The sequence below is a fragment of the Geodermatophilus sp. SYSU D00700 genome, assembly GCF_054050255.1.
On the sequence record NZ_JBJGZA010000001.1, the window covers coordinates 157774 to 182344 of the forward strand.

The window sequence follows — 24571 nt, forward strand, 5'->3', positions numbered from 1 at the left end:
GCCGGGAGCCGCCACCGCGGCGCGCCGCCGACCTCACAGCTGCGGGCGGACGCCCGGCTCGCCGGCCACGCCCGACGGCTCGACGGCGGCCCGCCCGGGACCCCGGCGCCCCAGCGGCAGCACGGTGCGGCCGTGGGACCCCTCGAGCTCGAGGGCCAGCGCCGCGTAGACCGCCAGGACGCCGAGCGCGAGCCCCACCCAGCCGGCGGCCGTCTGCCAGGCCGGCGAGCCGGTGAGGTGGTACCCGCCGGTGACGGCGAACCGGATCCCGGCCAGTCCCATCACCGCGGCCGGCACCAGCTTCGCCGTCGCGGAGAGGGCGGAGACCTCCATGGCGACGCCGGCCGCCAGCAGGAGGACACCCAGGCCGGCGCTGGTCGCGCCCGGCGGTGACGTCCACGTGGTCAGGCCGACGACGGCCCACGTGCCGGCGAGCACACCCATCCCGGTGGCGGCGACCGGGTCGCGGGCGGTGAACCCGACGACCGAGGCGAGCAGCTGCAGCGGGACCGTGGCGACGAGCGCGGTGAGAGCGGCGACCCGTCCCTCGGTCGGCGGGACCCAGCCGAGCTGGACGGCGGCGAACACGGTGGTCGCCAGTGCCAGGGCGAGGAAGCCCAGGGGCAGCGGCGTCGCGACCGGCCGGAGGACGACGTGGGTCCCGGGCCGGGTCATCCCGTCACCAGGATCTGCGTCGCGGACTCCTTGATCCGGCTGTTGGCCCACGTGGCCTGGCGGAGGGTCTGCGGGTGGCAGCGCTGCGCGAGCCCGAGCAGGTCGGTGTCCTCGAGCCCCTGTGCCGCCTGCGCCACCATCTCCCAGTCGACCGAGACGCCCACCGCGTGGATGTGGAGGCTGCGCAGGTCGCGCAGCAGGAGCAGCGCGGGTGCCGAACGCCGGCCGAGTCTGTCGCTGACCGCCTCGTAGAGCCGCGCGACCAGCCGCGGCTCACCGGCGGGCTCGGGGTCGAGCTCCACGCCGTACCGGGCCCCGAAGGGGGCCAGCCGTCGCACGTGGTCCTGCGACCAGCGGGCCAGGTCGCGGCCGAGGTGGAACACCTCGTGGTCGACCTTGTGCCGCTCGGCGACGGCCAGCAGCTGGTGCGCCAGGGAGTTCTCCGAGCGGTGCAGCTCCTCGAGTGCCAGGCCGAGGTTCACCGCCGGCCTCCCTCGTCCGCCAGGGTCTCCTGGACCTCGGCGGCCCGCCCGCCCCGGGTCGGCGGGAGGGAGCCGCGCGCCGGGGCCGAGCCGGTGGTGGTGGGTGCCGAGGACCGCCCGCGCCGCGACCAGCGGACCCTGCGCACCCGGGCGGCCGCGGTCTTGAAGATCGGCTGCTTGGAGGCGGCATCCCAGTCGGTGAGCGTGAGCTCGTTGGCGGCCCGGCGCCGGCGTCCGCGTCCCGGGACGTCCCAGTAGCCGTAGTGGAAGGGCAGGAAGACGACGCCGTCGCGGATGCCGCTGATCCGCAACCGGGCCCGCACCCGTCCGCGCGCCGTGGCGATCTCGAGCAGGTCGCCCTCCCGGGCGCGCAGCCGGCCGGCGTCGCCCACCGACATCTCCACCCACACCTCGGGGGCCGCGGCCTGCAGCTGCGGCGCCCGGCCGGTCTTCGTGCGGGTGTGGAACTGGTAGAGGGTGCGGCCGGTGATGAGCGCGAACGGGAAGTCGGCCGAGGTCGGCTCGTGCGGCGGGACGTACTCCGCCGCCTTGACCACCGCCTTGCCCGAGGGGTTCATCGACCGGTACTGGTCGGGATCGAGCGGGGCCCCGGTGAGCAGGTCCCGGCCGTAGCTCTCGCAGTACTCGGGATCGCTGTAGAACCGCCCGCCGGTGTAGAGCCGCTCGGTGCCCTCGGGGGCCTCGTCGGTGCACGGCCACTGGATGCCGCTGCCGCCGCGCAGCTTGTCGTAGGTGATGCCGGTGTAGTCACACGGCCGTCCCCGGCTGCACTCCTTCCACGCCTCGAAGGCGCCCTCGGGGTCGGACCACTTCACCAGCGGGGCACCGTCCCTGTCCTGCAGTCCGAGCCGGTGGGCGAAGTCGATGAGGACGTCCATGTCCGGCCGGGCCTCACCGGGCGGGTCGACCGCCTTCTCCGTCAGGTGCACGGTGCGGTCGGCGTTGGTGAAGGTGCCGGTCTTCTCCCCCCAGGTGGCCGCGGGCAGGACGACGTCGGCCAGCTGCACGGTCTCGGTGAGGAAGATGTCCTGCACCACGAGGAACAGCCGGTCCTGGGACAGGATCGACCGGATGCGGGCCAGCTCCGGCAGGGACACCGCCGGGTTGGTGCAGATGACCCAGAACATCCGGATCGAGCCCTCTTCGAGGTACCGCAGCTGCTGCATGACGTGCGTCGGCGGCGCGTAGTGCGGGATGTGGGCCGGGTCGACGTTCCAGATGCGGGCCAGGTCCTCGATGTGGGCGTCGTTGGACCAGTTGCGGAACGCGGGCAGGTCGCCGTCGGCCCCGGCCTCGCGGGTGTTCTCCGCCGTGGGCTGGCCGTTCATCTGCAGGATGCCGCAGCCCGGCCGGCCGAGCATGCCGCGGACCAGGTGCACGTTGTTGACCTGCACGGCGGCCGCGGTGGCCTGGTGGGACTGGTAGAAGCCCTGCAGCACCGTGGACAACAGCCGCTCGGCGGTCCCGATGACCCGGGCGGCCTCGCGGATCCGGTCGGCGGGGACGTCGCAGATCCCGGCGACGACCTCGGGCGGGTACTCGGCGACGCGCTCGGCCAGCTCGTCGAAGCCGACCACGTGGGCGTCGAGGTAGTCCCGGTCGATCCAGCCGTTGGTCACGATCTCGTGCAGCAGCCCGTTCATGAGGGCGACGTTGGTCCCCGGGCGCGGGGCCAGGTGGACGGCCGCCGCCCGCGCCACCGGGGTCGTGCGGGGGTCGACGCAGACCACCTGGGGCGGGTTCGGGCCGGCCAGCCGGTCGAGGACCCGGGTCCAGGTGACGACCTGCGTCTCGGCCATGTTGTGCCCGTACAGGACGATCACGTCGGCGGAGTCGATGTCGGCATAGGAGCCGGGCTGGCCGTCGCAGGCGAAGGACTCCTTGAGCGCCGCGGCCGCCGTCGCGGTGCACAGCCGGGTGTTGCCGTCGACGTGGATCGTCCCGATGCCGCCGTGCGCGATGAGCCCGAGCGTGTAGTAGTCCTCGAGGAAGAGCTGCCCGGTGTTGTAGAAGCCGATGCTGCCGGGGCCCCGCTCGTCGAGCAGCTCCCGGGTCCGCCGGACGACGAGGTCCATGGCGGTGTCCCAGTCGGTCTCCACCAGCCGGCCGTCCCTGCGGACCAGCGGCCGGGTGAGCCGCTCTCGGGAGGTGTTGGCCTGCCAGCCGAAGAGGTCCTTGGGGTCCAGCCGGCCGCGGTTGACCCGGTCGACGGCCCGGCCGCGGACGCCGACGATCGCACCGTCCTTGACCGCGATGTCCATGGCGTCCCCGTTCGAGTGCAGGATCGACGCCGCCTGCACCCAGCGGTCGACGTCGTCCTCGGTCACCCCGTCGGCCAGGTGCTGGTCGACCCGCACCGGCCACGTCTGCCCCGGCCCGTACGGCGTGCGGGTCCCCCACGGCTCGGCGATCCGGTCGGTGCGTGGCATGCCTGGTCCCCTCGTCGGGTCGGTCCCCGGCTCCTGCTCGGCCGCTGTCCTCCTGGGGTGATCACCCGACGGTTGCTCCGCGAAACGGCCCGGCGTTCGGACGGCGCCCGGCGGGGTACCGCGATCCCGTCGCGTCACCACGGGCACGGGAGTCCCGGGACCCGGCGCAGCCGGCCGGGCACCGAGCGCTGACCGCGCCGGCGGAGAGGAGCACCCGTGACCGTCGACGTCGCCCCGGGCACCGTCGTCGTCTACACCGACGTCGTCTGCGCCTGGTCCACCGTCGCGCTGCAGCGTTTCTACGCCGCGCGGTCCCGGCTGGGCCTCGACGACCGCGTGCGCGTCGACCACCGGCTGTACCTGCTCGAGGACGTCAACTCCTTCGCCATCCCCATGCGGATGCTGCAGGCGGAGATCCCCGTCGTCGGCCCGCTCGAGCCCGACCTCGGCATCGCGCCCTGGCAGGGCGAGCCGTCGGACTGGCCGGTGACCGCGCTGCCGGCCGACGAGGCGGTGCACGCGGCCAAGGAGCAGTCCGCCGCGGCCGCCGAGCAGCTGGACATGGCGCTGCGGCTGGCGTTCTTCCGCGACAGCCGGTGCATCAGCATGCTCCACGAGGTGGTCGACGTGGCCCGCGGCTGCGACCGGGTGGACGCCGACGCGGTGGCCGCGGCGCTGGAGGACGGGCGGGCCCGCGGCGCCATGATGGCCGACTACCGGGCGCACGCCGACGAGGTCCAGGGCAGCCCGCACTTCTTCCTGGCCGACGGCTCCGACGTGCACAACCCGGGCATCGGGCTGCACTGGGCCGACGCCGGGTACCCGGTGGTCGACACCGACGACCCCGGCGTCTACGCGGACCTGGTGCGGCGCGCCGCCGACGCCGCCTCCTGACCGGGTACGCCGGGACGGCACCCGCCGTCCCGGTCCGACCGACCGAACGGAGACCGACGTGACCCTCGCCGACCGGATGCTCGCCGCCCACCCCGCCGACCTCGGCGGCATCGACCGCGAGCGGCTCGTCGCCTGCATCGAGGCCTGCGTCGAGTGCGCCCAGGCCTGCACCGCCTGCGCCGACGCCTGCCTGTCCGAGGAGATGGTCGCCGACCTCCGGACGTGCATCCGCACCGACCTCGACTGCGCCGACGTCTGCGAGGCCACCGGCCGGGTGCTGTCCCGGCACACCGGCTACGACGCCGACCTGACCCGGGCGGTGCTCGAGGCCTGCGCCGCGGCGTGCCGGGCGTGCGGCGACGAGTGCGCCGCCCACGCGGAGGTGCACGAGCACTGCCGGATCTGCGCCGAGGCCTGCCGGCGCTGCGAGCAGGCCTGCCGCGACCTGGTCGCCACGCTGGGCTGACCCGGGCGGGGGCGCATGGCAGCCTGTGCCCCCATGGTCAACGTCCTCTCGATCCAGTCGCACGTCGCCTACGGGCACGTGGGCAACTCCTCGGCCGTCTTCCCGCTGCAGCGCCTCGGCATCGAGGTGTGGCCGGTGCACACCGTCCAGTTCTCCAACCACACCGGCTACGGGGCCTGGACCGGGCGGGTCTTCGACGGGCAGGCCGTCGAGGAGGTCGTCGACGGGATCGCCGACCGCGGCGTGCTCGGCACCGCCGACGCCGTCCTGTCGGGTTACCTGGGCTCGGCCGACATCGGCCACGCCGTCGTCGGCACCGTGGGGCGGGTGCGGGCGGCCAACCCCGACGCCGTCTACTGCTGCGACCCGGTGATCGGCGACGTCGGGCGGGGCGTGTTCGTCCGGCCGGGCATCGAGGAGCTCATGCGCGAGGTCGCCGTCCCCGCCGCCGACCTGGTGACGCCCAACCACTACGAGCTCGACCTGCTCTCCCAGATGACGACGCGGTCGCTGGCCTCGGTGAAGGACGCCGTCGCCGCGGTGCAGGAGCTGGGGCCGCGGGTGGTCATGACCACCTCGCTGGTCGCCGAGGACACCCCCGACGACGCCGTCGACCTGCTCGCCTCCGAGGGCGGCCGGCACTTCCGCGTGCGCACCCCGCGCCTGTCGGTGTCGGTCAACGGCGCCGGCGACGCGATCGCCGCACTGTTCCTCGCGCACTGGCTCGACACCCGCTCGGCCGGCGAGGCGCTGTCGCGGGCCGCGGCCAGCGTGTGGGGCCTGCTGCGCCGCACCGAGGAGGCCGGGTCGCGGGAGATCCTGCTGGTCGCGGCGCAGGACGAGTTCGTCTCCCCCTCGCGGAGCTTCCCCGTCGACGAGGTGTGACGAAGCGCCCTCCTGCCCCGGTCAGCAGGGGCGGCCCCCGGCGCGCAGCATGGTCCGGGTGGAACTGTTCCGGACGAAGTCGGTGGAGGCCGTCCGCGCGGACGCGGGCGACGGCGGGACGCACGCCGGGGCGGGGCACGGGCGGCTGCGCAAGCGGCTGTCGGCCCGTCACCTGGTCGGCTTCGGCATCGGGATCGTCATCGGGACCGGCATCTTCACGCTGACCGGCGTGACGGCGAAGAACAACGCGGGACCGGCGGTGGTGGTGTCCTTCGCGATCGCCGGGCTGGTCGCGCTGCTCGCCGCTCTCTGCTACGCCGAGCTCGCGTCGTCGGTGCCGACGGCGGGCAGCGCCTACACCTACGCCTACGCGACCGCCGGCGAGGTGGTGGCGTGGATCATCGGCTGGGACCTGTTCCTGGAGTTCGCGCTCGGCGCGGCCGTCGTCGCGCGCGGGTGGTCGGGCTACGTGGGCAACCTGCTCGACCTGCCGCCGTCGATGTTCGGCGAGACCTCGACGGTGAACGTGGGCGCGGCCGGGATCGTCCTGCTGCTCACCGCCGTGGCGGTGCTCGGCATCCGGGAGTCGGCCCGGGTCACCGGCGCGCTGGTGGTGGTCAAGGTCGCCGTGTGCGTGTTCGTCGTCCTGGCCGGCATGTGGTTCGTCCGCGGGGACAACCTCACGCCCTTCGTCCCGCCCGCGGAGCCGGCCGAGGGCGGCAGCGGGCTGTCCCGCCCGCTCCTCGAGGTCGTCGCCGGGCTGGAGCCGGTCGCCTTCGGCATGGGCGGGGTGCTCACCGCCGCCGCGGTGGTGTTCTTCGCCTACACCGGTTTCGAGGCGGTGGCCAACCTCTCCGAGGAGACCCGGCGACCGGCCCGCGACGTGCCGCTGGGCCTGCTGGGCACGCTGGGGCTGGCCACCGCGCTCTACGTCGGCGTCGCGTTCGTCCTGGTCGGGATGGTCGAGTACGGCAGCATCGACGAGGGCGCCCCGATCGCCGACGCCTTCGACCAGGTCGGGCTGGGCTGGGCGGCGTCCCTGGTGGCGATCGCGGCGGTCGCCGGCCTGACCTCGGTGATCCTGGTCGACCTGATCACCATCGGCCGGATCGGCTTCGCCATGGGCCGCGACGGCCTGCTGCCCCCGGCGGTCGCCCGGGTCAGCCCGCGCACCGGCGTCCCCGCGCGGATCACGCTGCTGTTCGCCGCGCTCGTGCTGGTGCTGGCCACGTTCGTGCCGCTGGGCACGCTGGCCGACCTGGTGAGCATCGGCACCCTGTTCGCGTTCCTGCTGGTGTCGCTCGCGGTGGTGGTGCTGCGGCGCACCCGGCCCGAGCTCGAGCGCCCGTTCCGCGTGCCGCTGGCCCCCGCGCTGCCGCTGGTGGCCGCGGCGGCCTGCCTCTACCTGATGTTCATGCTGAGCATCGAGACGTGGCTGCGCTTCCTGGCCTGGCTCGCGCTCGGCGGGCTGGTCTACGCCGTGTACGGCTACCGGCACTCCCGCGTCCGCCGGGAGGCGCGGGTGCAGTCGCGGGTGCGCTGAGTCGGGTCAGTCGCCGGCGCGCTCCTCGACGGAGGCGAGCAGCTCGCGCAGCAGGTCGTCGAGCCGCCGCACCGCGGCCGGTGACATCCCCTCCAGCAGGCGCTGCTGCTCGGCCAGCCCGGCGCCGACCGCCTCGTCGACCAGCGCCCGGCCGGAGTCGGTGAGCCGCACGAGCAGCGCCCGCCGGTCGGCCGGGTCCGGGGTGCGCACCAGGTGGCCGGCCTTCTCCAGCCGGTCCAGCCGGCTGGTCATCCCGCCGCTGCTGAGCATGAGAGCCCCGGTCAGCCGGCCGGGCGAGAGTCCCTCGGGGCCGCCGGCCCGGCGCAGCGTCGCCAGGACGTCGAAGTCCGCCCGGGTGATGCCGAACCGCGCGTAGCAGCGCTCCTGGGCGTCCCCCACCAGCCGGGCGGTGCGGTAGACGCGGCCGAACACGGCCATCGCCGTGGTGTCGAGCTCGGGTCGCTCCCGCGCCCACTGCGCCACGATCTCGTCGACGCCGTCCTGATCGGTCACCTCTCGATCCTGCCACCCACTCGCTTGACGGATACTCGGTCCTGAGTATCTTGGCATCGAGATTCATTTGAGCGAGGGAGTTGGCCGTGGTCACCACCGTCTCCGCACCACCGGCCGCTCCCCCCGTCGCCGCCGCCGCGCCGGCCCGTCGCCGCGTCCGCGCGGGCTGGGCGCTGACCGCGCTCACCGCGGTCGCGCCGGTCACCTGGGGGACCACCTACGTCGTCACCACCGAGTGGCTGCCGCCCGACCGGCCGCTGCTCGCCGCGACCGTGCGGGCGCTGCCCGCCGGCCTGCTGCTCGTCGCGGCCGGCCGCGTGCTCCCCCGCGGCGCCTGGTGGTGGAAGGCGGCGGTGCTGGGCACGCTCAACATCGGCGCGTTCTTCGCGCTGCTGTTCGTCGCCGCCTACCGCCTGCCCGGCGGGGTGGCCGCGGTGCTCGGCGCCGTGCAGCCCCTCGTGGTGGCGCTGCTGGCCCTGCCGCTGTTGGGCCGGCCGCTGCGGGCCCGCACGTTCGCCCTCGGCGCGGCCGGCGTGGCCGGGGTCGCGCTCGTCGTGCTCACCGACGCAGCGAGGCTCGACCCCCTCGGCGTCGTCGCCGGGCTGGTGGCCACCGTCTGCATGGGGACCGGGGTGGTGCTGACCAAGCGGTGGGGCCGGCCGGTCCCGGTGCTGGCCTTCACCGGCTGGCAGCTGGCCGCCGGCGGCGCGCTGCTGCTGCCGCTGGCCCTCGCCGTCGAGGGACTGCCGGCGACCGTCAGCGCCGGCCAGGTGGGCGGCTTCCTGTACCTGGCCGTGGTCAACACCGCGCTGGCCTACGTGCTGTGGCTGCGCGGGATCGGCCTGCTGCCCGCCGACCGGGTGAGCTTCCTCGGCCTGCTCTCCCCGGTCGTGGCCGCGGCCGTCGGCTGGGTGCTGCTCGGGCAGTCGCTCGGGCCGCTGCAGCTGGCCGGTGTGGTCCTGGCGCTGGGCAGCGTCCTCCTCGCCCAGCGCGGCGGCTGACGGCCGCACCCGAGCAGACTCCCCGGCGTGGACCTCAACTCCGACCTCGGCGAGGGCTTCGGGCGGTGGACCCTCGGCGACGACGACGCCCTGCTCGACGTGGTCACCAGCGCCAACGTCGCCTGCGGCTTCCACGCCGGCGACCCGGTGATCCTGCGCCGGGTGTGCGACCGGGCCGCGACGGCCGGCGTCGCGATCGGCGCCCAGGTCGGCTACCGCGACCTCGCCGGGTTCGGCCGAAGGTTCGTCGACGTCGAGCCCGACGCGCTCACCCAGGACGTGCTCTACCAGGTGGGCGCGCTCGAGGCCTTCGCCCGGGTGGCCGGCACCCGGGTCCGCTACGTCAAGCCGCACGGCGCGTTGTACAACGCGATCGTCGCCCACGAGGAGCAGGCCGCGGCCGTGGTGCGCGCCGTCGTCGAGTACGACCGGACGCTGCCGGTGCTGGGCCTGCCCGGGTCGGCGTGGCTGCGGCTGGCCGCCGACGCCGGGCTGACCGTGGTGGCCGAGGCGTTCGCCGACCGCGCCTACACGCCCGAGGGCACGCTGGTGTCGCGGCGACTGCTCGGGGCGGTGCTGCACGACCCCGGCGAGATCGCCCGCCGCTGCGTGGCCATGGCCACCGGGGAACCGATCACCGACGTCGAGGGCGGCCCGCTGCGGCTGGCCCCGCAGTCGATCTGCGTGCACGGCGACACCCCCGGCGCCGTCGAGGTCGCCCGCCGCGTGCGGGCGGCGCTGGCCGGGGCCGGGGTCGAGCTCGCCCCCTTCGCGCCGTGATGCGGGTGCTGCCCAGCGGCTCCACCGCGCTGCTGGTGGAGCTGGACGGCCTCGACGAGGTGCTCGGCCTGTACGCGGCGCTGGAGGAGGACCGCCCGGCCGGCGTCGTCGACCTGGTCCCGGCCGCGCGCACGGTGCTGGTGGTCACCGACCCCGCGGTCACCACGCCCGAGGCCGTCGAGGCGGCGGTGCGGCGGACCCGTCCCCGGCCGGGGCGCGGACCCGCCGGCGAGCTGGTGGAACTCCCGGTCGTCTACGACGGCGCGGACCTCGGCGACGTCGCCGCGCACCTTGGCGTGGACCCCGGCGAGGTGGTGCGGCGGCACACCGGCACCGACTGGACCGTCGCCTTCTCCGGCTTCGCACCGGGCTTCGGCTACCTGACGCCGGCCGACGGCGGCTGGGACCTGCCGCGCCGCGCGTCCCCGCGCACCCGGGTGCCGGCCGGGTCGGTGGCGCTGGCCGGCGGGTTCACCGGCGTCTACCCGCGCGAGTCGCCGGGCGGGTGGCAGCTGGTCGGGCGCACCGACGTCGCCGTGTTCGACCTGGCCCGCGACCCGGCCGCGCTGCTGCGCCCCGGCGTGCGGGTGCGGTTCGTGCCGTGCTGACCGTCCTCGCCCCCGGGCCGCTCACCACGGTGCAGGACCGCGGGCGCCCGGGGCTGGCCGGCATCGGGGTGGGCCGGTCGGGCGCGGCCGACCGGGCGGCGGCCGCGCTGGCCAACCGGCTGGTGGGCAACGACGCAGGGGCCGCCGTCCTCGAGGCCACGCTCGGCGGGCTGGCACTGCGGGCCGACGCCGACCTGCTGGTCGCCACCACCGGCGCCCGCTGCCCGGGGTCCCCGGCGCACGACGCGCCGGCCCTGCTGCGCGCCGGGAGGACGCTGACGCTGGGCGCGCCGGCCACCGGGCTGCGGACCTACCTCGCCGTCCGCGGCGGGATCGCCGTCGAGCCGGTGCTCGGCTCGCGGTCCACCGACCTGCTGTCCGGCCTGGGACCGGCACCCCTGCGCGCCGGGGACCGCCTGCCGGTCGGGGAGCCCACCGGCCCGCCGCCCGGGGTCGACGTCGCGCCGGTGCCCGACCCGCCCGGCGGGGAGGTGACCGTGCGGCTGCTGCCCGGTCCCCGCGGCGACTGGTTCACCGAGGATGCGCTGGCCACCCTGGGCACCGCGGCGTGGACGGTCACCGCCGAGAGCAACCGCATCGGCCTGCGGCTGGACGGCCCCCCGCTGGCGCGCCGGGTGCCCGGCGAGCTGCCCAGCGAGGGGCTGGTCCGCGGCGCGCTGCAGGTGCCGCCGGCGGGCACGCCGGTGCTGTTCCTCGCCGACGCGCCGGTCACCGGCGGCTACCCGGTGGCCGGCTACGTCACCGACGACGACGTCGACCGCTGCGCGCAGCTGCGGCCCGGGCAGACCCTCCGGCTGCGCCGCTGACCCGTGCACGTCCGCGGAAGTGCCCGGGACCTCAGAAGGGGTACGTCGGCAGGTCACCGCGCACGGTGACCCACTGGGTCTCGGTGAACGCCTCGATGTTGGCCTGCGGGCCGCCGTGCCGGGAGCCGGTGCCCGAGGCGCCGACGCCGCCGAAGGGCGCCACCGCCTCGTCGTTGACCGTCTGGTCGTTGACGTGCACCAGCCCGCTGGGGATGCGCTCGGCGAGCTCGAGCCCGGCGGAGACGTCGCGGGTGAGGATGCCCAGGCTCAGCCCGTACTCGGTGCCCGAGGCCAGCTCGACGACCTCGTCGAGGCTGGCGAACGGCGTCACCGGCGCGACCGGGCCGAAGATCTCCTCCGCGTAGGCCGGGTGGTCGACCGCGACGCCGCCGAGGACGGTCGGCCGGTAGAACAGCCCCTCGTAGGTGCCGCCGGTGCGCACGGTGGCGCCGCGCTCGACGCTGGCGGTGACCAGCCCGTGCACGCGGTCGCGCTGGCCGGCGTCGATGAGCGGGCCGAGGGCCACCTCCTCGCGGTACGGGTCGCCGACCGGCAGCTTCTCGACCTTCTCGGTGAGCACGGCGGTGTACTCCTCGGCGATCGACTCGTGCACCAGGTGCCGGCTGGTGGCCATGCAGATCTGGCCCTGGTGGGCGAACGTCCCCCAGGCGCCGACGCCCGCCGCCGCGGTGACGTCGACGTCGGGCAGCACGATCAGCGCGGAGTTGCCGCCGAGCTCGAGGTGCGCGCGCTTGAGGTGCTGCCCGGCCAGCGCGCCGACGGCGCGGCCGGCGCTCGTCGAGCCGGTGAAGGCGATGACCCGCACCCGCGGTGCGGTCACCAGCGCCTCGCCGACGTCGGCCCCGCCGGGCAGCACCTGCAGCACGCCGGCCGGCAGCCCGGCCTCCTCGAAGACCCGGGCGAACAGCACGCCACCGGAGATCGCGGTGCGCGGGTCGGGCTTGAGGACGACGGCGTTGCCGAGCGCGAGCGCCGGGGCCACGGCCCGGATGGCGAGGATGGTCGGCACGTTGAACGGCGCGATGACCCCGACCACGCCGGCCGGGAGGCGGCGGGCGAAGGACAGCCGCGGCGCGCCGGTGCGCAGCAGCTCGCCGTAGGGGTGGCTGGGCAGCGCCGAGGCCTCGTAGCACTCCTGGGCGCTGGTGTGGACCTGGAAGTCGCCGAACGGCGGGATCGCGCCGGACTCCCGCGCCAGCCAGCCCCGGATCTCCTCGGCGGCGTCCTCGAGCACCTGCCCGGCGCGGCGCAGGACGCGGGCCCGCTCCTCGAACGGCGCGGCGGCCCACTCCCGCTGGGCCCGTGCCGCCCGCTCGGCCGCGGCGTGGACGTCCTCCGGGGTCGCCCGGCCGACCGGCGCGATGACGTCGCCGGTGGCCGGCTCCACCGCGTCGTAGGTGCCGCCGGACCCGTCGGTCCAGGCCCCGGTCCAGACCCTGCCCTGCCACGCGCCGTCGTCCAGGAGTGCCACGTCGGTCCTCTCGTCGGTGGTCCTGTTCCGATCCTCACCGAGGTGCGGCGCGCCCGCTGTGCAGGGGCCGACCCGGCGCCCGGACCGCGAGATCGGCGATCCCGTGGTCATCAGCGGCTGATGGCCACGAGACCGCCGGTCTCGGTGCCGACAGCGCCGCACGGCCCACGGCCGGGCGCGACCGGGGGCTGCCGGGGTGTGACGACGCGCCGGGCGGTCCGGACACGCGCCGCCGGTCGACCCGGAGCACGTGATCGGGGCCCGGGCCGTCCCTACCGTCGGAGGCCGTGAGGGATCCACGGTCGTACTGGGACGGCGTCCGCGGGCGGCTGCTCGTCGCGGTCCTCGTCGGCCTCGGCGCCGCCGGCCTGCTGTTCCTGCTGGACGACGACCTCACCGCGGTGGTCCTGGTCGGCGTCGTGACGCTGCTCAGCGTCGCCCTGGTGCCCACCCCGGAGGAGCGGGCGCGGCGGGCCTGAGCCGGCTCAGCCGGCGCGCATCTCCTCGAGCACGGTCCCGGCGACCTTGAACGCGTGGTTGGCCGCCGGCGCCCCCGCGTAGACGGCGGCGTGCTGGACCACCTCGGCGATCTCGGCCTCGGTCAGCCCGTTGCGCACCGCCGCGCGGACGTGCAGCGCGAACTCGTCCCAGTGCCGCAGCGCGATGCAGATCGACAGCGTCGCGACGCTCCGCTCCCGCCGCCCGAGCCCCGGCCGCTGCCAGACGTCGCCCCAGGCCACCCGGGTGATGAAGTCCTGGAACCCCGCGGTGAACGGCGTCGTGCCGGCCACCGCGCGGTCCACCCACGCGTCCCCCAGCACCTCGCGCCGGGTGCGCATCCCCGCCTCGCGGCGGGCGTCGTCCGAGTCGAGGGGCGCGTCGCTCACGCGTGCCGCCCCGCGGCGTCGAGGTGGGCCAGCAGCGCGCCGGTGACCTCGAGCGGCTGCTCCAGGTTGGGCAGGTGCGCCCCGGGGTCGACCGTCAGCAGGGCCGACCCGGCGATCCCGTCCGCGATCGCCTGCTGGTGCGGCGGCGGCAGCGCGGGGTCCTGCGCGCCCGACACGACCAGCGTCGGCGCGGTGATCCGGGCGAGGTCCTCCCGGCCGTCGAAGGAGCCGACCGCCTCGCAGCAGGCCGCGTACCCCTCGTCGTCGGCGCCGGTGATCATCGCCTCCAGCCGCGCCACCAGGTCGGGGTGCTGCGCGGCGTACCCGGGCGTGAGCCAGCGGCCGACGATCGTCGGCGCCAGCGGTGCGGTGCCACCCGTGCGCGCCTGCACCGCCCGGTCGAGGAACCCCTGCGGGTCGGGCGCCGCCGACGTGCACAGCAGCGCCAGCCGGTCCACCCGCGACGGCTCGCGGGCGGCCAGCCGCATCGCCGTCATCCCGCCCAGCGACAGGCCGGCCACGTGCGCCCGCCGCACGCCGAGCCGGTCGAGCAGCGCGACGACGTCGTCGACCAGGTCGTCGACCGTGTACGGCCCGGCCGGCGCCGGCGACTCCCCGTGCCCCCGGGCGTCGTAGGTGACCACCCGGTAGCGCTCGGCCAGCGCCGGCACCTGCGGGTCCCACATCCCGCGGGTGGCGCCCAGCGAGTTGGACAGGACGACGACCGGCGCGTCGGCCGGCCCGTCCACGGTGTAGCTGACCTCGACCGCGCTCACGGCGCTCCCTCCACCAGCCTCTCGTGCTCGGCCAGCGCCGCGTCCACCTGGGCGCCGGCCTCCCCCGCGTCCGGCGCGGCCGCGGCGAGCACCGCGGCGGCGTCGACGTCGTCGCGCGCGGCCACCACCTCGGCCAGCGGCCGGCCCGACGCGTGTGCCTCGCGGGTCGCCGCGGCCGCCGCGTCGTGCGCCGCGCCGCGTCCCAGCGCCGGCGCGAGGGCCTCGGCCAGCGCACCGGCCAGCGGCCCCTCGCCCGCCGCGGCCACGGTCGCGGCCATCCGGTCGACGTCGGGCCGCAGCCCGCGCAGGCCCTCCGCCAGCCACGACGCCGCCGAGCCGACCGTGACCAGCAGGTCGGTGAGCGTGGGCCACTCGCTGTGCCAGGCACCGGCCGCCCGCTCGTGCTCCTGCTCCATCGCGCCGAGCAGCGTGGCCACCAGCCCCGGCGCCCGCCGCGCGCACGCCCGCGCCGAGATCGCCGCCACCGGGTTGCGCTTGTGCGGCATGGCGGAGGACCCGCCGCGCCCCTCGCCGGCCTCGGTGACCTCCGCGACCTCCGACTGGGCCAGCAGCACCACGTCGACGGCGACGGTGGCCACCAACCCCGCGGTCGCGCCGAGCGCCCCGGCGAGGTCGGCCACCGGCAGCCGCACGGTCGACCACGGCACCGCCGGCGCCACCAGCCCGAGCGCGCCGGCCAGCGCCTCCCGCAGCACCACCCCGGCACCCGACGACGCCGCGAGCGTGCCCACCGCGCCGCCGTACTGCACCGGCAGCGTGGCCACCACCTCGGCCAGCCGCAGCCGCGCGCCGTCGAGCCCGGCCAGCCACGTCGCCGCCTTGAGCCCGAAGGTGGTCGGCAGCGCCTGCTGCATCAGCGTCCGGCCCATGACGGGGTCGTCGCGGTGCGCGCGGGCCAGCTCGGCGCACCGGCCGGCCGCGGCGGCGAGGTCGGCGTCGACCGCCGCGACCGCCGACCGGGCCAGCAGCACCAGGGCCGTGTCGACGACGTCCTGGCTGGTCGCGCCCACGTGCACGGCGACCGCGTCGCGCTCGCCCACCGCGTCCTGCAGCGCGCGGACCAGCGGCGGCACCGGGTTGCCGGCGTCGGCCGCGCGGGCGACGACGCCGGCGAGGTCGAGCCGCGACGGGTCGGCGCAGGCCGCGGCCACCGCGTCGGCCGCGGTCGCCGGCACCAGGCCCACCGACGCCGCGGCCCGGGCCAGCGCCGCCTCCACCTCCAGCAGCGCGCGGATCCAGGCGTCGTCGGAGACGGCCGTCGCCGCACCGCCGCGGGCGAAGGTGCCGGCGAACAGACCCGTCACGACGTCCTCCCCACCGGCCGTCGTGCTCAGACGGCGAAGAAGACCGTCTCGCGGTCCCCCTGCAGGTGCACGTCGAAGCGGTACCCGTCGTCGGTCGGGGTGGCCAGCAGCGTCGCCCGCCGGTCCTCCGGCAGTGACCGCAGGACGGCGTCCTCGGCGTTGGCCGCTTCCTCGTCGGCGAAGTAGACGCGGGTGACCACCCGGTCGAGCAGGCCGCGGGCGAACACCGAGACGTCGACGTGCGGCGCCTGCAGCCCGCCCTCGCCGTCGGGCACCCGGCCGGGCTTGAGCGTGCAGACGGCGTACTCGCCGTCGGGCACGGTCTGCACGCGGCCGAACCCGGTGAAGCCGGGGCGGGCGACCGCGCCCCGCGGGTCGTCGGGGTGGTCGAACCGGCCGTCGGGGTCGGCCTGCCAGGTCTCGATCATCGCGTCGGGGACGACGTCGCCGTCGCCGTCGAACACCGTCCCGCGGATCCAGATCGCGCCCTCGGTGCCGGGCGGGACGACGAACTCGCCGCCCTCCCAGGTCAGCCCGATCGCCAGGTACGGGCCGACGGTGGCGCTGGGCGTGAGAGGGAGGCGGCTCACGCGACGTCCCCGTCGTCCTCGGTCTCGAACGGCGTCCGGTCGGCGCCGCGCAGCACGACGTCCCACTCGAAGGCCAGCGCCCAGTGGTCCACCGTGCGCGAGTGGTCGTACCGGCTGACCGCCGCCGGCCGGGCCGCCTCGGGGATGGCGTTGTAGATCGGGTCCTGGGAGAACAGCGGGTCGTCGGGGAAGTACATCTGCGTCACCAGGCGCTGGGTGAAGGCCCGGCCGAACAGCGAGAAGTGGATGTGGGCCGGCCGCCAGGCGTTGTCGTGGTTGCGCCAGGGATAGGCGCCGGGCTTGACGGTGAGGAACTCGTAGCGGCCCTCGGCGTCGGTCACGACCCGGCCGAGGCCGTCGAAGTGCGGGTCCAGCGGCGCGGGCCAGGTGTCGACGACGTGCCGGTAGCGGCCGGCCGCGTTGGCCTGCCAGACCTCCACCAGGGTGTCGGGCACCGGCCGGCCGTCGCTGTCGAGCACGCGGCCGTGGACGACGATCCGCTGACCCACGGCCTCGCCGCCGGCGCGCCGGGTGAGGTCGGCGTCCTCGGGGCGCACGCGGTCCTCGCCGAGCAGCGGGCCGGTCACCTCGGTCAGCCGCTGCGGCAGGTCGACCGGGGTCCGCAGCGGCGCGCGCAGCGCGGTGCTGCGGTACCCGGGGAAGCCCACCGGGGTGCGCGCCGCGGCGTCCGCGCGCAGGTAGCGGGGCAGGTGCAGCCCCGGTGGCGTCACCTCGGGTGTGGTCCGGGTCATGCCGGGAACGTACGTCCGGGCGGGAGCCGTCCCAAGCGCCCGGTTCCGCTGGGAGGAAGTCCGGGTGCGGTCAGCGGCCGGCCGCGGCGCCGGCGAGCTCGGCCAGGTGGGCGTGCACCAGCGTCACCGCCAGCGCACCCTCCCCCACCGCCGAGGCGACCCGCTTGACCGATCCCTGGCGCACGTCGCCGGCCGCGAAGACACCCGGCGTGCTGGTCTCCAGCAGGGCCGGCGGCCGCTCCAGCGGCCACGCCGGCGAGGCGTCCTCGGTGGTGAGCGAGGAGCCGGTGAGCAGGAAGCCCCAGCGGTTGCGGGCCAGGGTGCCGGCGAGCCAGTCGGTGCGCGGCTCGCTGCCGATCATCACGAACAGCATCCCCGCCTCCTCGGTCTCGGCGCCGGTGTCGAGGTCGCGCAGCACCACCGACTCCAGGACGTCGCTGCCGCTCCCGCCGACCACCTGCACCCGGTACCGGATCTCGACCCGCGGCAGCGCCACCAGCTCGCGGATGAGGTAGTCCGACATCGTCTCGGTCAGCGACGCCCGGCGGACCAGCAGGGTCACCTTCTCGGCGTACCGCGAGAGGTACACCGCCGCCTGCCCGGCCGAGTTGCCGCCGCCGACGACGAAGACGTGCCGGCCGGCCATCGCCGGGGCCTCGCTAACCGCCGCCCCGTAGAAGACGCCGCGGCCGGTGAACGACTCCAGCTCCGGCACGCCGATCCGACGCCAGGCCGCGCCGGTGGCCACCACCACGGTCCGCGCCTGCACCGTGGACCCGTCGTTGAGGGTGAGCCGGTGCACGCCGCCCTCGGTGGTCAGCGCCGTGGCGGTGCGCATGAAGGAGAACGTCGTGCCGAACGCCCACGCCTGCAGGTAGGCGGAGAACGCCAGCCGGCTGCCGCTGACGCCGGTGGGGAACCCGAGGTAGTTGCGGATCAGCGAGCTGGTGCCGGCCTGCCCGCCGACCGCCTCGCACTCCAGGTGCAGGGTGTCGAGCCCCTCGGACGCGGCGTAGACGCTGGCGCCGAGACCCGCGGGCCCGGCACCGACGATGGCGACGTCGTGGACGGCCTCGGTGTCCAGCGGGTCGAACAGGCCGAACGCCTCGGCCACCTCCAGGTCGGTCGGGGCCTCGAGCACGGTGTGCTCGGGCCGGAAGCGGACGACGACCACCGGCAGCCGGGGCTGCTCGAGCTCCAGGTCGGCGAGCATCGCGCGGCCCTCGGGGGAGCCCGCCTCGTAGACGCCGATCGGGATGCGGTTGCGGGTCATCTGGTCGCGCAGGTGCTGCGCGTGGGGGTCCCACTGGTCCCCGATGATCCGCACCGCCTCGAACCCGCCGCCCCGCCGCGAGGACCACTCGTCGAGGATCTCGGTGACCGAGCGGTGGAACTCCTCGTCGGCGCGTCCCTGCGGCGCGTAGACCCAGCGGTCGAGCTGGCCCACGGTGATCGCCTCGAATATGGGCCGGGCGGTCTCGAAGGCCCCCCACCGCACCAGCGCCACCGCCACCGCGCCGGGGTACCGGCCGTGGCAGGCGCGCAGCACGTCGAGCCCGTCGGGGTCGGCGTCCCCGAGCCCGCCCAGCAGCACGGCCACCGGCGGGTCGCCCGCGGCGCGCATGGCCGCCTCCGCCTCGGCCGGGTCGGCGCCGGACACGATCCGGTAGTCGCTGCCGTAGCGGCGCTCCAGCTCCCGGGTGGTGGCGGTGCGCACGCCGGCGTCCCGGGTGACGACGACCAGCGCGGCGCCGGGGTCGTGGGCGGTCACGACGGCGCCCCGTCGCGGACCGGGAGGAGCCGGGAGGGACCGGGCTGGGCAGGGGCACGGGTCACGGTGGTCTCCGAGTGCGCGTCCCCCGTGCTGTCGTCGGCCGCCGGTATGCAACCACCCAGGCCGGGGCCCTGTCACCGGGTTCCGGGACGCCCGTGACGGGACGGCGGGCCGTCCCTAGACTCGCGGCGTCGGCAGACTCCCCGGCGTCGGCGACCCCGGACGGGCGGAGCGCCCGTCGACCGGGCGGGAGGTGCACGCACGTGACCGCAGTGGCGGACGTGCCCGGCGCCCCTCCCCCGCCCATCGCGACCCCCGACCGCCGGCTGCGCGTCTTCGTCTCCTCCACCCTCGAGGAGCTGGCGGCCGAGCGGCGCGCCGTCCGCGACGCCATCGCCCGCCTGCGGCTCACCCCGGTCATGTTCGAGCTCGGCGCCCGCCCGCACCCGCCCCGCGACCTCTACCGCGCCTACCTCGCCCAGAGCGAGGTCTTCGTCGGCATCTACGGCGACCGCTACGGCTGGGTCGGCCCGGACATGACGATCTCGGGTCTGGAGGACGAGCTCGTGCTGTCGGCGGGCATGCCCCGGCTGCTCTACGTCCGCACGCCGGCCCCCGACCGCGACCCCCGGCTGACCCGGCTGCTCGCGCGGGTGCAGGCCGAGGGCGGCATGTCGACCACCCCCTACCGCGACCCCGCCGGGCTCGCCGACCTGGTCGCCGACGACCTCGCCGTGCTGCTCAGCGAGCGCTTCGGCCGGCCCTCCCCGACGCCGTCCGGGCTGGCGGCGGGCTGGCTGCCGACGCCGCCCACCCCGATGGTCGATCGCACGGCCGAGCTGGCCACGGTGACCGGCCTGCTCCGCGACCCGGCCGTGCGGCTGGTGGCGCTGACCGGCCCGGGCGGCATCGGCAAGACCCGGCTGGCGCTGGCCGCGGCCGCCGCCGTGGAGCCCGGCCGCGACGGCACCTGGTTCGTCGACCTCTCCGCGGTCCGGGACGCCGCGGACGTCCCCGCCGCCGTCGCCGAGGCGGTCGGGGTGGCGGCCGAGGGCCGGCGTCCGCTGCTCGACCTGGTCGCCGACCGGCTGGCCGGCCGGCGGGCGCTGCTGGTCGTCGACAACCTCGAGCACGTGACGGCGGCCGTGCCCGGCCTGGCGACGCTGCTGGCCCGCTGCCCGTCGACCCAGCTGCTGGTGACCAGCCGCACCGTGCTGCGGCTGCGCGGCGAGCACGACGTGCCGATCGAGCCGCTGGGGACACCGGCGCCGGGCGACGCCGGTGTCGCGGACGTGACCGGCGTGCCCGCCGTGGACCTCTTCGTCGCCCGCGCCCAGCAGGCCGACCCCGGCTTCGCCCTCACCGAGGCCACCGCGGGCCCGGTCGCGGAGCTGGTCCGTCGCCTCGACGGCCTGCCGCTGGCGGTGGAGCTGGCCGCGGCCCGGGTGCGCACGCTGCCCCCGCGGCTGCTGCTGGCCCGCCTCGACCGCGCGCTCGACCGTGCCCTCGACATGGGCGACCCCGACGTCGACGTCCCCGACCGCCAGCGCACGCTGCGGGCCACGATCGCCTGGAGCCACGACCTGCTCGACGAGCGGGGCCGGGCGCTACTGGCCCGGCTGTCGGTGTGCGCCGACGGCTGCACGCTGGACACCGCCGAGGCGGTGGGCGCCGACGGCGACGACCTCGACGTCGTGGAGACGCTGTCGGACCTGGTCGGGCACAGCCTGGTGAGCCCCACCGACACCGGCGACGGCGAGCCGCGGTTCCGCATGCTGGAGCTGGTCCGCGCCTACGCCGCCGAGCGGCTGCGGGAGCGGGGCGAGGAGGAGGCGACCCGCGCCCGGTGGGCCGAGCACATGGCGGGCCTGGGCGCCGACGCGGGCGCCGGGCTGGCCGGCCCGGCGGCGCAGCTGTGGCGCGCCCGGCTCGACGCCGAGACCGCCGACCTGCGGGCCGCGCTGCGCTGGGCGGTGGCCACCGACCGCGCCGAGCTGGCCGTGCGGCTGACCGCGCCGCTGGTCCGCTGGTGGTGGGCGCGCGGGCTGCTGCCGGCCATGGCCGAGCTCGCCGAGCAGACCGCGCAGCTGCCCTCCGCCGCCGCGCTGCCGCCCGACCTCGCCGGCCGGCTGGCCTGGGCCCGCGCCGCGCTGCGGATCGCGATGGGCTCGCCGGCGACGGCGGCGCCGCTGCTCGACGGGCTGGTGGCCGACGCCCGCCGGCGCGGCGACGTCTGGCTGGTCGGCCACGGCCTGGGCGCGGAGGCCATGACCCTGCCGCCGGGCGACCCCCGCGTCGCCCCGCGGCTCGACGAGGCCCTCGCCGAGCTGCGGCGCAGCGGCGACGGGTGGTCGGTCGCGTTCAACGGGATGCTGCGGGGCGGGGTGGCGCTCGCGGCGGGGGACCTCGAGGGAGCCGAGCGGGTCGCCGACGAGGCCCGCGGCCTGGCCCGCGCGGCCGCCGACGACCAGCTCACCGCGCTGCTGACCGACACCCTCGCGCTGGCCGCACTGCTGTCCGGGGACCTGCCGCGCGCCCGCGCCCGGCTGGAGGAGGCCGCCGCGCTGCACCGCCGGACCCGCGACCTGGAGGGCGTGGCCTCCTGCCTGGAGGTGCTCGCCGGGCTGGCCCTCGCCCAGGGCCGGCACGCGCCGGCCGCCCGGCTGGCCGGCGCGGCCGAGAACGCCCGCGCCGCCCTCGGGGTGGCCCGCTGGTCACCGCACCAGGCGCTGGCCGACCGGCTCCGGGAGACGCTGCGGGCCGCGCTCGGCGACGCGGAGGAGGCGGCCGAGCGCGCGGCCGGCGCGGCGCTGGGCCCCTGGGCGGCGCTCGACGAGGAACTACCGGGCGGCGGCTGATCGTTCCAGCGCGCCCGCCGGGTACTGCGACATCGGTGCGGTCCCCGGGTGCGCCACGGTGAACCGGCCGAAGGGGGCGTCGCTGCCGGCGTACGGCGCGGGCGGCGCGGCGTCGGCGGCGCCGAGCGGCCGGCCCGCCGGCAGCGTGCTGCGGTACTCGACGGCGCGGAAGGCGGCCAGCGCCGGGGACAGCTCGAGCCGGCGCAGCGCGCCGGCCACGGGGTGCTCCCCCAGCACGAGCCCGGCCCCACCCGGGACCGGCCGGGCCTGCCACCGGGCGAGCACCGGGATCGTCGTCTCGTGCAGCCACCCGTCCCGCACCGACCACAGCCGGCGCGTGCCGGTCCCGCGCAGCGCCGGGCCCCACGTCCGCACGGTGTGGGTGAGCACCTCGGTCCCACCCTCGGACAGCCGCACCACCTGGCGGTCGGCGGCGTCGAGGAAGTCCATGTCGGCGAGCCACTTGGGCAGCCCCCACTCCTCACGGCCCAGGTCGCGGGCCTCCCGCGAGGTCACCGGGAGCTGCAGCACGAACCCCCCGATCGCGGGCCGGGTCCTGCGGCGCGCCGCCGGCCCGGCGAGGACGCCGGCGGTCACCCCGACCTCGCCGTAGGGCGCCACGGTGTGCGTGCCGCCGTCGGCGTCGGTCCAGGTGACGGTGCGGTAGCGGTAGGCGTGCACCGCGACCAGCGTGCGGCCGCCCGGCAGCGGGATCGGCCGCAGTAGCGGCCGGCCTCCGCGCCGCGGCAGGGCCGCGGCGACCGCCTCCGCCGAGGCGAGGTGGTAGGAGCAGGCCACCGCCGTGTCGTGGTAGGCCAGCGGCAGCCGGACGGACTCGGTCATGCCCACCTCCCCGGCGTCCGGCCCAGCACACCGCTCCGCGGAACAGACCGGCAAGACCCGAGGTCGCCGCGCTTCCGCTGGGTGGGAGACTGCCGCCGTGGCGGGCGGCGCGGCCGAGAGTGGGCGATCGGTGACCTCCCGCGCCCTGGCGCTGCTCGACGCGTTCGACGCCGCGGCGCCGCGGCTGTCGCTCAGCGAGATCGCCGAGCGGTCGGGCACCCCGCTCACGACGGCGCACCGGCTGCTCGCCGAGCTCACCGGCTGGGGCGCGCTGTCCCGCCGCGCCGACGGCCGCTACGAGATCGGCCGCAAGCTGTGGGACCTCGGCCTGCTCGCCCCCGTGCAGCTCGAGCTGCGCCAGGTGGCCACGCCCTTCCTGCTCGACGTGCACACCGCCACCCGCGACACCGTCCACCTCGCCGTGCGCGACGGGACCAGTGCGCTCTACGTGGAGCGGATCTCGGGCCGCGAGTCGGTTCCGGTGGTCAGCCAGGTCGGCAGCCGGCTGCCGCTGCACGCCACGGGGGTCGGCAAGGTCCTGCTGGCCGCCGCCCCCGACGAGGTCGTCGCCGAGGTCCTCGCCGCACCCGTGCGGGCCACCCGGCACACCGTGGTCGACCCCGGGCGGCTGCGCCGGGAGCTCGGCGAGGTGCGCCGGCGGGGTTGGGCGCGCACCGCGGAGGAGATGTCGCTGGGCACGCTGTCGGTCGCCGTCCCGGTGCGCGTGGAGCGCCCCGGCAGCACCGTCGTCGCGGCGGCGCTCGGGATCGTCGTCCCCAGCCACCGGCGCGACCTGCCCCGCCTGGTGCCGGTGCTCGAGGTGGCCGCGCGCGGCATCGGGCGCGCGCTCGCCGGCACGGCTCCCTTCCGCTGACCGGGAGGCGGCGGTGTCCTCCCGGGCGTAGCCGGGGTCACACTCGGCCGCATGCGCACCCAGGTGGGGATCATCGGCGCCGGCCCGGCCGGCCTGCTGCTGTCGCGGCTGCTCGCCCTGCAGGGCGTCGACTCGGTGGTGCTGGAGAACCGCTCGCGGGAGTACGTCGAGGCCCGGATCCGCGCCGGGATCCTCGAGCAGAACACCGTCGACGTGCTCACCGAGGTGGGCCTGGGCGACCGGCTGCACCGGCAGGGCCTCGAGCACCGCGGCATCCACCTGCAGTACCCGGGCGTGCGCGCCACCCTCGACTTCCCGCAGCTGTGCGGCCGCCGGGTGTGGGTCTACGGGCAGACCGAGGTGGTCAAGGACCTCGTCGCCGCGCAGCTCGCCGGCGGCCCGCCGCTGCACTTCGAGGTCTCCGACGTCGCCGTCGAGGACGTCGACACCGACAGTCCGCGGATCCGGTTCACCGACGCCGAGGGCCGCCCGCAGGTGCTCGAGTGCGACGTCGTCGCGGGCACCGACGGCTTCCACGGCCCGTCGCGCGCCGTCGTCGCCGAGGGCACGCGGCAGCGGCTGTGGGAGCGCACCTACCCCTACGCGTGGCTGGGGATCCTCGCCGACGCCGCCCCGGCCACCGACGAGCTCATCTACGCCTGGCACCCCGACGGGTTCGCGCTGTACTCCATGCGCTCGCCGTCGGTGTCGCGGCTGTACCTGCAGGTGGACCCGTCGGAGCGGATCGAGGACTGGTCCGACGACCGGATCTGGGAGTCGCTGGCCACCCGGTTCGCCCACGAGGGCTGGGAGATCAGCACCGGCCCGGTGACCGAGAAGTCGATCCTGCCGATGCGCTCGTTCGTCAGCGCGCCGATGCGCCGGGGGCGGCTGTTCCTCGCCGGCGACGCCGCGCACATCGTGCCGCCCACCGGCGCCAAGGGCCTCAACCTCGCCGTCGCCGACGTCGTGCTGCTGTCCCGGGCGCTGGTGCGGCTGCTGCAGGAGAAGGAGTCCGACCTCGCCGACGCCTACTCCGACACCGCGCTGCAGCGGGTGTGGCGGGCCACCCACTTCTCCTGGTGGATGACCTCGATGCTGCACACCACCGGCGACCCGTTCGACGCCGAGCTGCAGCTGGCCCAGCTGCGCCGGGTGTGCTCCTCGGAGACCGCGGCCCGCGAGCTGGCGGAGAACTACACCGGCCTGCCGCTGTAGCCCCCCGCCGACTGCGCAGTTGCCGCCGCCCGCACCGGCGCGTCGCCACGTGTCGGCG

At 76.6% G+C, this 24571-nt stretch carries 24 protein-coding genes; 12 read left to right on the forward strand and 12 right to left on the reverse strand.

Annotation, left to right across the window (positions count from 1 at the left end):
* Positions 1 to 33 precede the first annotated feature (33 nt).
* From ACI79V_RS00745 to ACI79V_RS00755, 3 genes are read right to left on the reverse strand one after another with little or no spacing between them, the layout of a single operon-like run.
* Positions 34 to 675: a hypothetical protein gene (locus ACI79V_RS00745; protein WP_456876564.1), complete on the reverse strand. Its 642-nt coding sequence runs from the start codon at positions 673 to 675 to the stop codon at positions 34 to 36.
* A complete protein-coding gene (locus ACI79V_RS00750) occupies positions 672 to 1157 on the reverse strand; it encodes a hypothetical protein (RefSeq protein WP_456876565.1) in 486 nt (161 codons plus the stop codon). Before ACI79V_RS00750 ends, ACI79V_RS00745 begins: the two co-directional genes overlap by 4 nt.
* Positions 1154 to 3607: a molybdopterin oxidoreductase family protein gene (locus ACI79V_RS00755; RefSeq protein ID WP_456885918.1), complete on the reverse strand. Its 2454-nt coding sequence runs from the start codon at positions 3605 to 3607 to the stop codon at positions 1154 to 1156. The genes ACI79V_RS00750 and ACI79V_RS00755 overlap by 4 nt, the downstream gene beginning before the upstream one ends.
* Before the next feature lie 216 nt (positions 3608 to 3823).
* Between ACI79V_RS00755 and ACI79V_RS00760 the strand changes: the two genes are divergently transcribed.
* The 4 genes from ACI79V_RS00760 to ACI79V_RS00775 are packed head-to-tail and all read left to right on the forward strand — an operon-like array spanning position 3824 to position 7395.
* On the forward strand, positions 3824 to 4501 hold the full coding sequence (locus ACI79V_RS00760) for a DsbA family oxidoreductase (RefSeq protein WP_456885920.1): 678 nt from the start codon (positions 3824 to 3826) through the stop codon (positions 4499 to 4501).
* Between the two features lie 58 nt (positions 4502 to 4559).
* Positions 4560 to 4967: a four-helix bundle copper-binding protein gene (locus ACI79V_RS00765; protein WP_456876568.1), complete on the forward strand. Its 408-nt coding sequence runs from the start codon at positions 4560 to 4562 to the stop codon at positions 4965 to 4967.
* Positions 4968 to 5000: 33 nt separating this feature from the next.
* Entirely contained in the window at positions 5001 to 5852 is an 852-nt protein-coding gene (pdxY, locus tag ACI79V_RS00770) for a pyridoxal kinase PdxY (protein ID WP_456885922.1), read from the forward strand.
* Between the two features lie 49 nt (positions 5853 to 5901).
* Positions 5902 to 7395 carry an APC family permease gene (locus ACI79V_RS00775; RefSeq protein ID WP_456885924.1) on the forward strand — a complete coding sequence of 498 codons (1494 nt, stop codon included), beginning with the start codon at positions 5902 to 5904 and terminating at the stop codon, positions 7393 to 7395.
* A 6-nt stretch (positions 7396 to 7401) separates the two neighbouring features.
* Here the strand turns inward: ACI79V_RS00775 and ACI79V_RS00780 are convergent, their stop codons facing one another.
* Positions 7402 to 7908, reverse strand: coding sequence for a MarR family winged helix-turn-helix transcriptional regulator (locus ACI79V_RS00780; RefSeq protein WP_456885926.1), 507 nt, complete (start codon positions 7906 to 7908; stop codon positions 7402 to 7404).
* 86 nt (positions 7909 to 7994) lie between these two features.
* Here ACI79V_RS00780 and ACI79V_RS00785 point away from each other — a divergent pair, with 86 nt between their 5' ends.
* From ACI79V_RS00785 to ACI79V_RS00800, 4 genes are read left to right on the forward strand one after another with little or no spacing between them, the layout of a single operon-like run.
* On the forward strand, positions 7995 to 8909 hold the full coding sequence (locus ACI79V_RS00785; RefSeq protein ID WP_456885928.1) for an EamA family transporter: 915 nt from the start codon (positions 7995 to 7997) through the stop codon (positions 8907 to 8909).
* 27 nt (positions 8910 to 8936) lie between these two features.
* Positions 8937 to 9689: a LamB/YcsF family protein gene (locus tag ACI79V_RS00790; RefSeq protein WP_456885930.1), complete on the forward strand. Its 753-nt coding sequence runs from the start codon at positions 8937 to 8939 to the stop codon at positions 9687 to 9689.
* The gene (locus ACI79V_RS00795) at positions 9689 to 10297 is read left to right on the forward strand and encodes a 5-oxoprolinase subunit B family protein (protein WP_456886248.1); all 609 of its coding nucleotides are present in this window, start codon (positions 9689 to 9691) and stop codon (positions 10295 to 10297) included. The genes ACI79V_RS00790 and ACI79V_RS00795 overlap by 1 nt, the downstream gene beginning before the upstream one ends.
* Positions 10291 to 11124 carry a 5-oxoprolinase subunit C family protein gene (locus ACI79V_RS00800; RefSeq protein WP_456885932.1) on the forward strand — a complete coding sequence of 278 codons (834 nt, stop codon included), beginning with the start codon at positions 10291 to 10293 and terminating at the stop codon, positions 11122 to 11124. Before ACI79V_RS00795 ends, ACI79V_RS00800 begins: the two co-directional genes overlap by 7 nt.
* A gap of 31 nt (positions 11125 to 11155) precedes the next feature.
* On the opposite strand, the gene ACI79V_RS00805 is transcribed toward ACI79V_RS00800, so the two are convergent.
* Positions 11156 to 12616 carry a benzaldehyde dehydrogenase gene (locus tag ACI79V_RS00805; protein WP_456885934.1) on the reverse strand — a complete coding sequence of 487 codons (1461 nt, stop codon included), beginning with the start codon at positions 12614 to 12616 and terminating at the stop codon, positions 11156 to 11158.
* 287 nt (positions 12617 to 12903) lie between these two features.
* On the opposite strand from ACI79V_RS00805, the gene ACI79V_RS00810 reads away from it, so the two are divergent.
* Positions 12904 to 13095: a hypothetical protein gene (locus tag ACI79V_RS00810; protein WP_456885936.1), complete on the forward strand. Its 192-nt coding sequence runs from the start codon at positions 12904 to 12906 to the stop codon at positions 13093 to 13095.
* 6 nt (positions 13096 to 13101) lie between these two features.
* On the opposite strand, the gene pcaC is transcribed toward ACI79V_RS00810, so the two are convergent.
* The 6 genes from pcaC to ACI79V_RS00840 form a co-directional block, all read right to left on the reverse strand.
* A complete protein-coding gene (gene pcaC, locus ACI79V_RS00815; RefSeq protein WP_456885938.1) occupies positions 13102 to 13503 on the reverse strand; it encodes a 4-carboxymuconolactone decarboxylase in 402 nt (133 codons plus the stop codon).
* Positions 13500 to 14279: a 3-oxoadipate enol-lactonase gene (gene pcaD / locus ACI79V_RS00820; RefSeq protein ID WP_456885940.1), complete on the reverse strand. Its 780-nt coding sequence runs from the start codon at positions 14277 to 14279 to the stop codon at positions 13500 to 13502. Before pcaD ends, pcaC begins: the two co-directional genes overlap by 4 nt.
* Complete coding sequence (gene pcaB, locus ACI79V_RS00825; RefSeq protein WP_456885942.1) at positions 14276 to 15604, reverse strand: 3-carboxy-cis,cis-muconate cycloisomerase; 1329 nt, start codon at positions 15602 to 15604, stop codon at positions 14276 to 14278. The genes pcaD and pcaB overlap by 4 nt, the downstream gene beginning before the upstream one ends.
* A gap of 26 nt (positions 15605 to 15630) precedes the next feature.
* A complete protein-coding gene (pcaG, locus tag ACI79V_RS00830) occupies positions 15631 to 16194 on the reverse strand; it encodes a protocatechuate 3,4-dioxygenase subunit alpha (RefSeq protein WP_456885945.1) in 564 nt (187 codons plus the stop codon).
* Entirely contained in the window at positions 16191 to 16946 is a 756-nt protein-coding gene (gene pcaH, locus ACI79V_RS00835; protein ID WP_456885947.1) for a protocatechuate 3,4-dioxygenase subunit beta, read from the reverse strand. Before pcaH ends, pcaG begins: the two co-directional genes overlap by 4 nt.
* Before the next feature lie 70 nt (positions 16947 to 17016).
* Positions 17017 to 18717 (reverse strand): FAD-dependent oxidoreductase, encoded by a 1701-nt coding sequence (locus tag ACI79V_RS00840; protein WP_456885949.1) that lies wholly within the window; start codon positions 18715 to 18717, stop codon positions 17017 to 17019.
* A gap of 266 nt (positions 18718 to 18983) precedes the next feature.
* Here ACI79V_RS00840 and ACI79V_RS00845 point away from each other — a divergent pair, with 266 nt between their 5' ends.
* The gene (locus tag ACI79V_RS00845) at positions 18984 to 21578 is read left to right on the forward strand and encodes an ATP-binding protein (protein ID WP_456885951.1); all 2595 of its coding nucleotides are present in this window, start codon (positions 18984 to 18986) and stop codon (positions 21576 to 21578) included.
* On the opposite strand, the gene ACI79V_RS00850 is transcribed toward ACI79V_RS00845, so the two are convergent.
* Positions 21561 to 22421: an acetoacetate decarboxylase family protein gene (locus tag ACI79V_RS00850; RefSeq protein ID WP_456885953.1), complete on the reverse strand. Its 861-nt coding sequence runs from the start codon at positions 22419 to 22421 to the stop codon at positions 21561 to 21563. The genes ACI79V_RS00845 and ACI79V_RS00850 overlap by 18 nt on opposite strands.
* A 130-nt stretch (positions 22422 to 22551) precedes the next feature.
* On the opposite strand from ACI79V_RS00850, the gene ACI79V_RS00855 reads away from it, so the two are divergent.
* Positions 22552 to 23295, forward strand: a complete 744-nt coding sequence (locus tag ACI79V_RS00855; RefSeq protein WP_456885955.1) for an IclR family transcriptional regulator — start codon at positions 22552 to 22554, stop codon at positions 23293 to 23295.
* 51 nt (positions 23296 to 23346) lie between these two features.
* Positions 23347 to 24513, forward strand: a complete 1167-nt coding sequence (locus ACI79V_RS00860; protein WP_456885957.1) for a 4-hydroxybenzoate 3-monooxygenase — start codon at positions 23347 to 23349, stop codon at positions 24511 to 24513.
* The last annotated feature ends 58 nt before the right edge of the window (positions 24514 to 24571 follow it).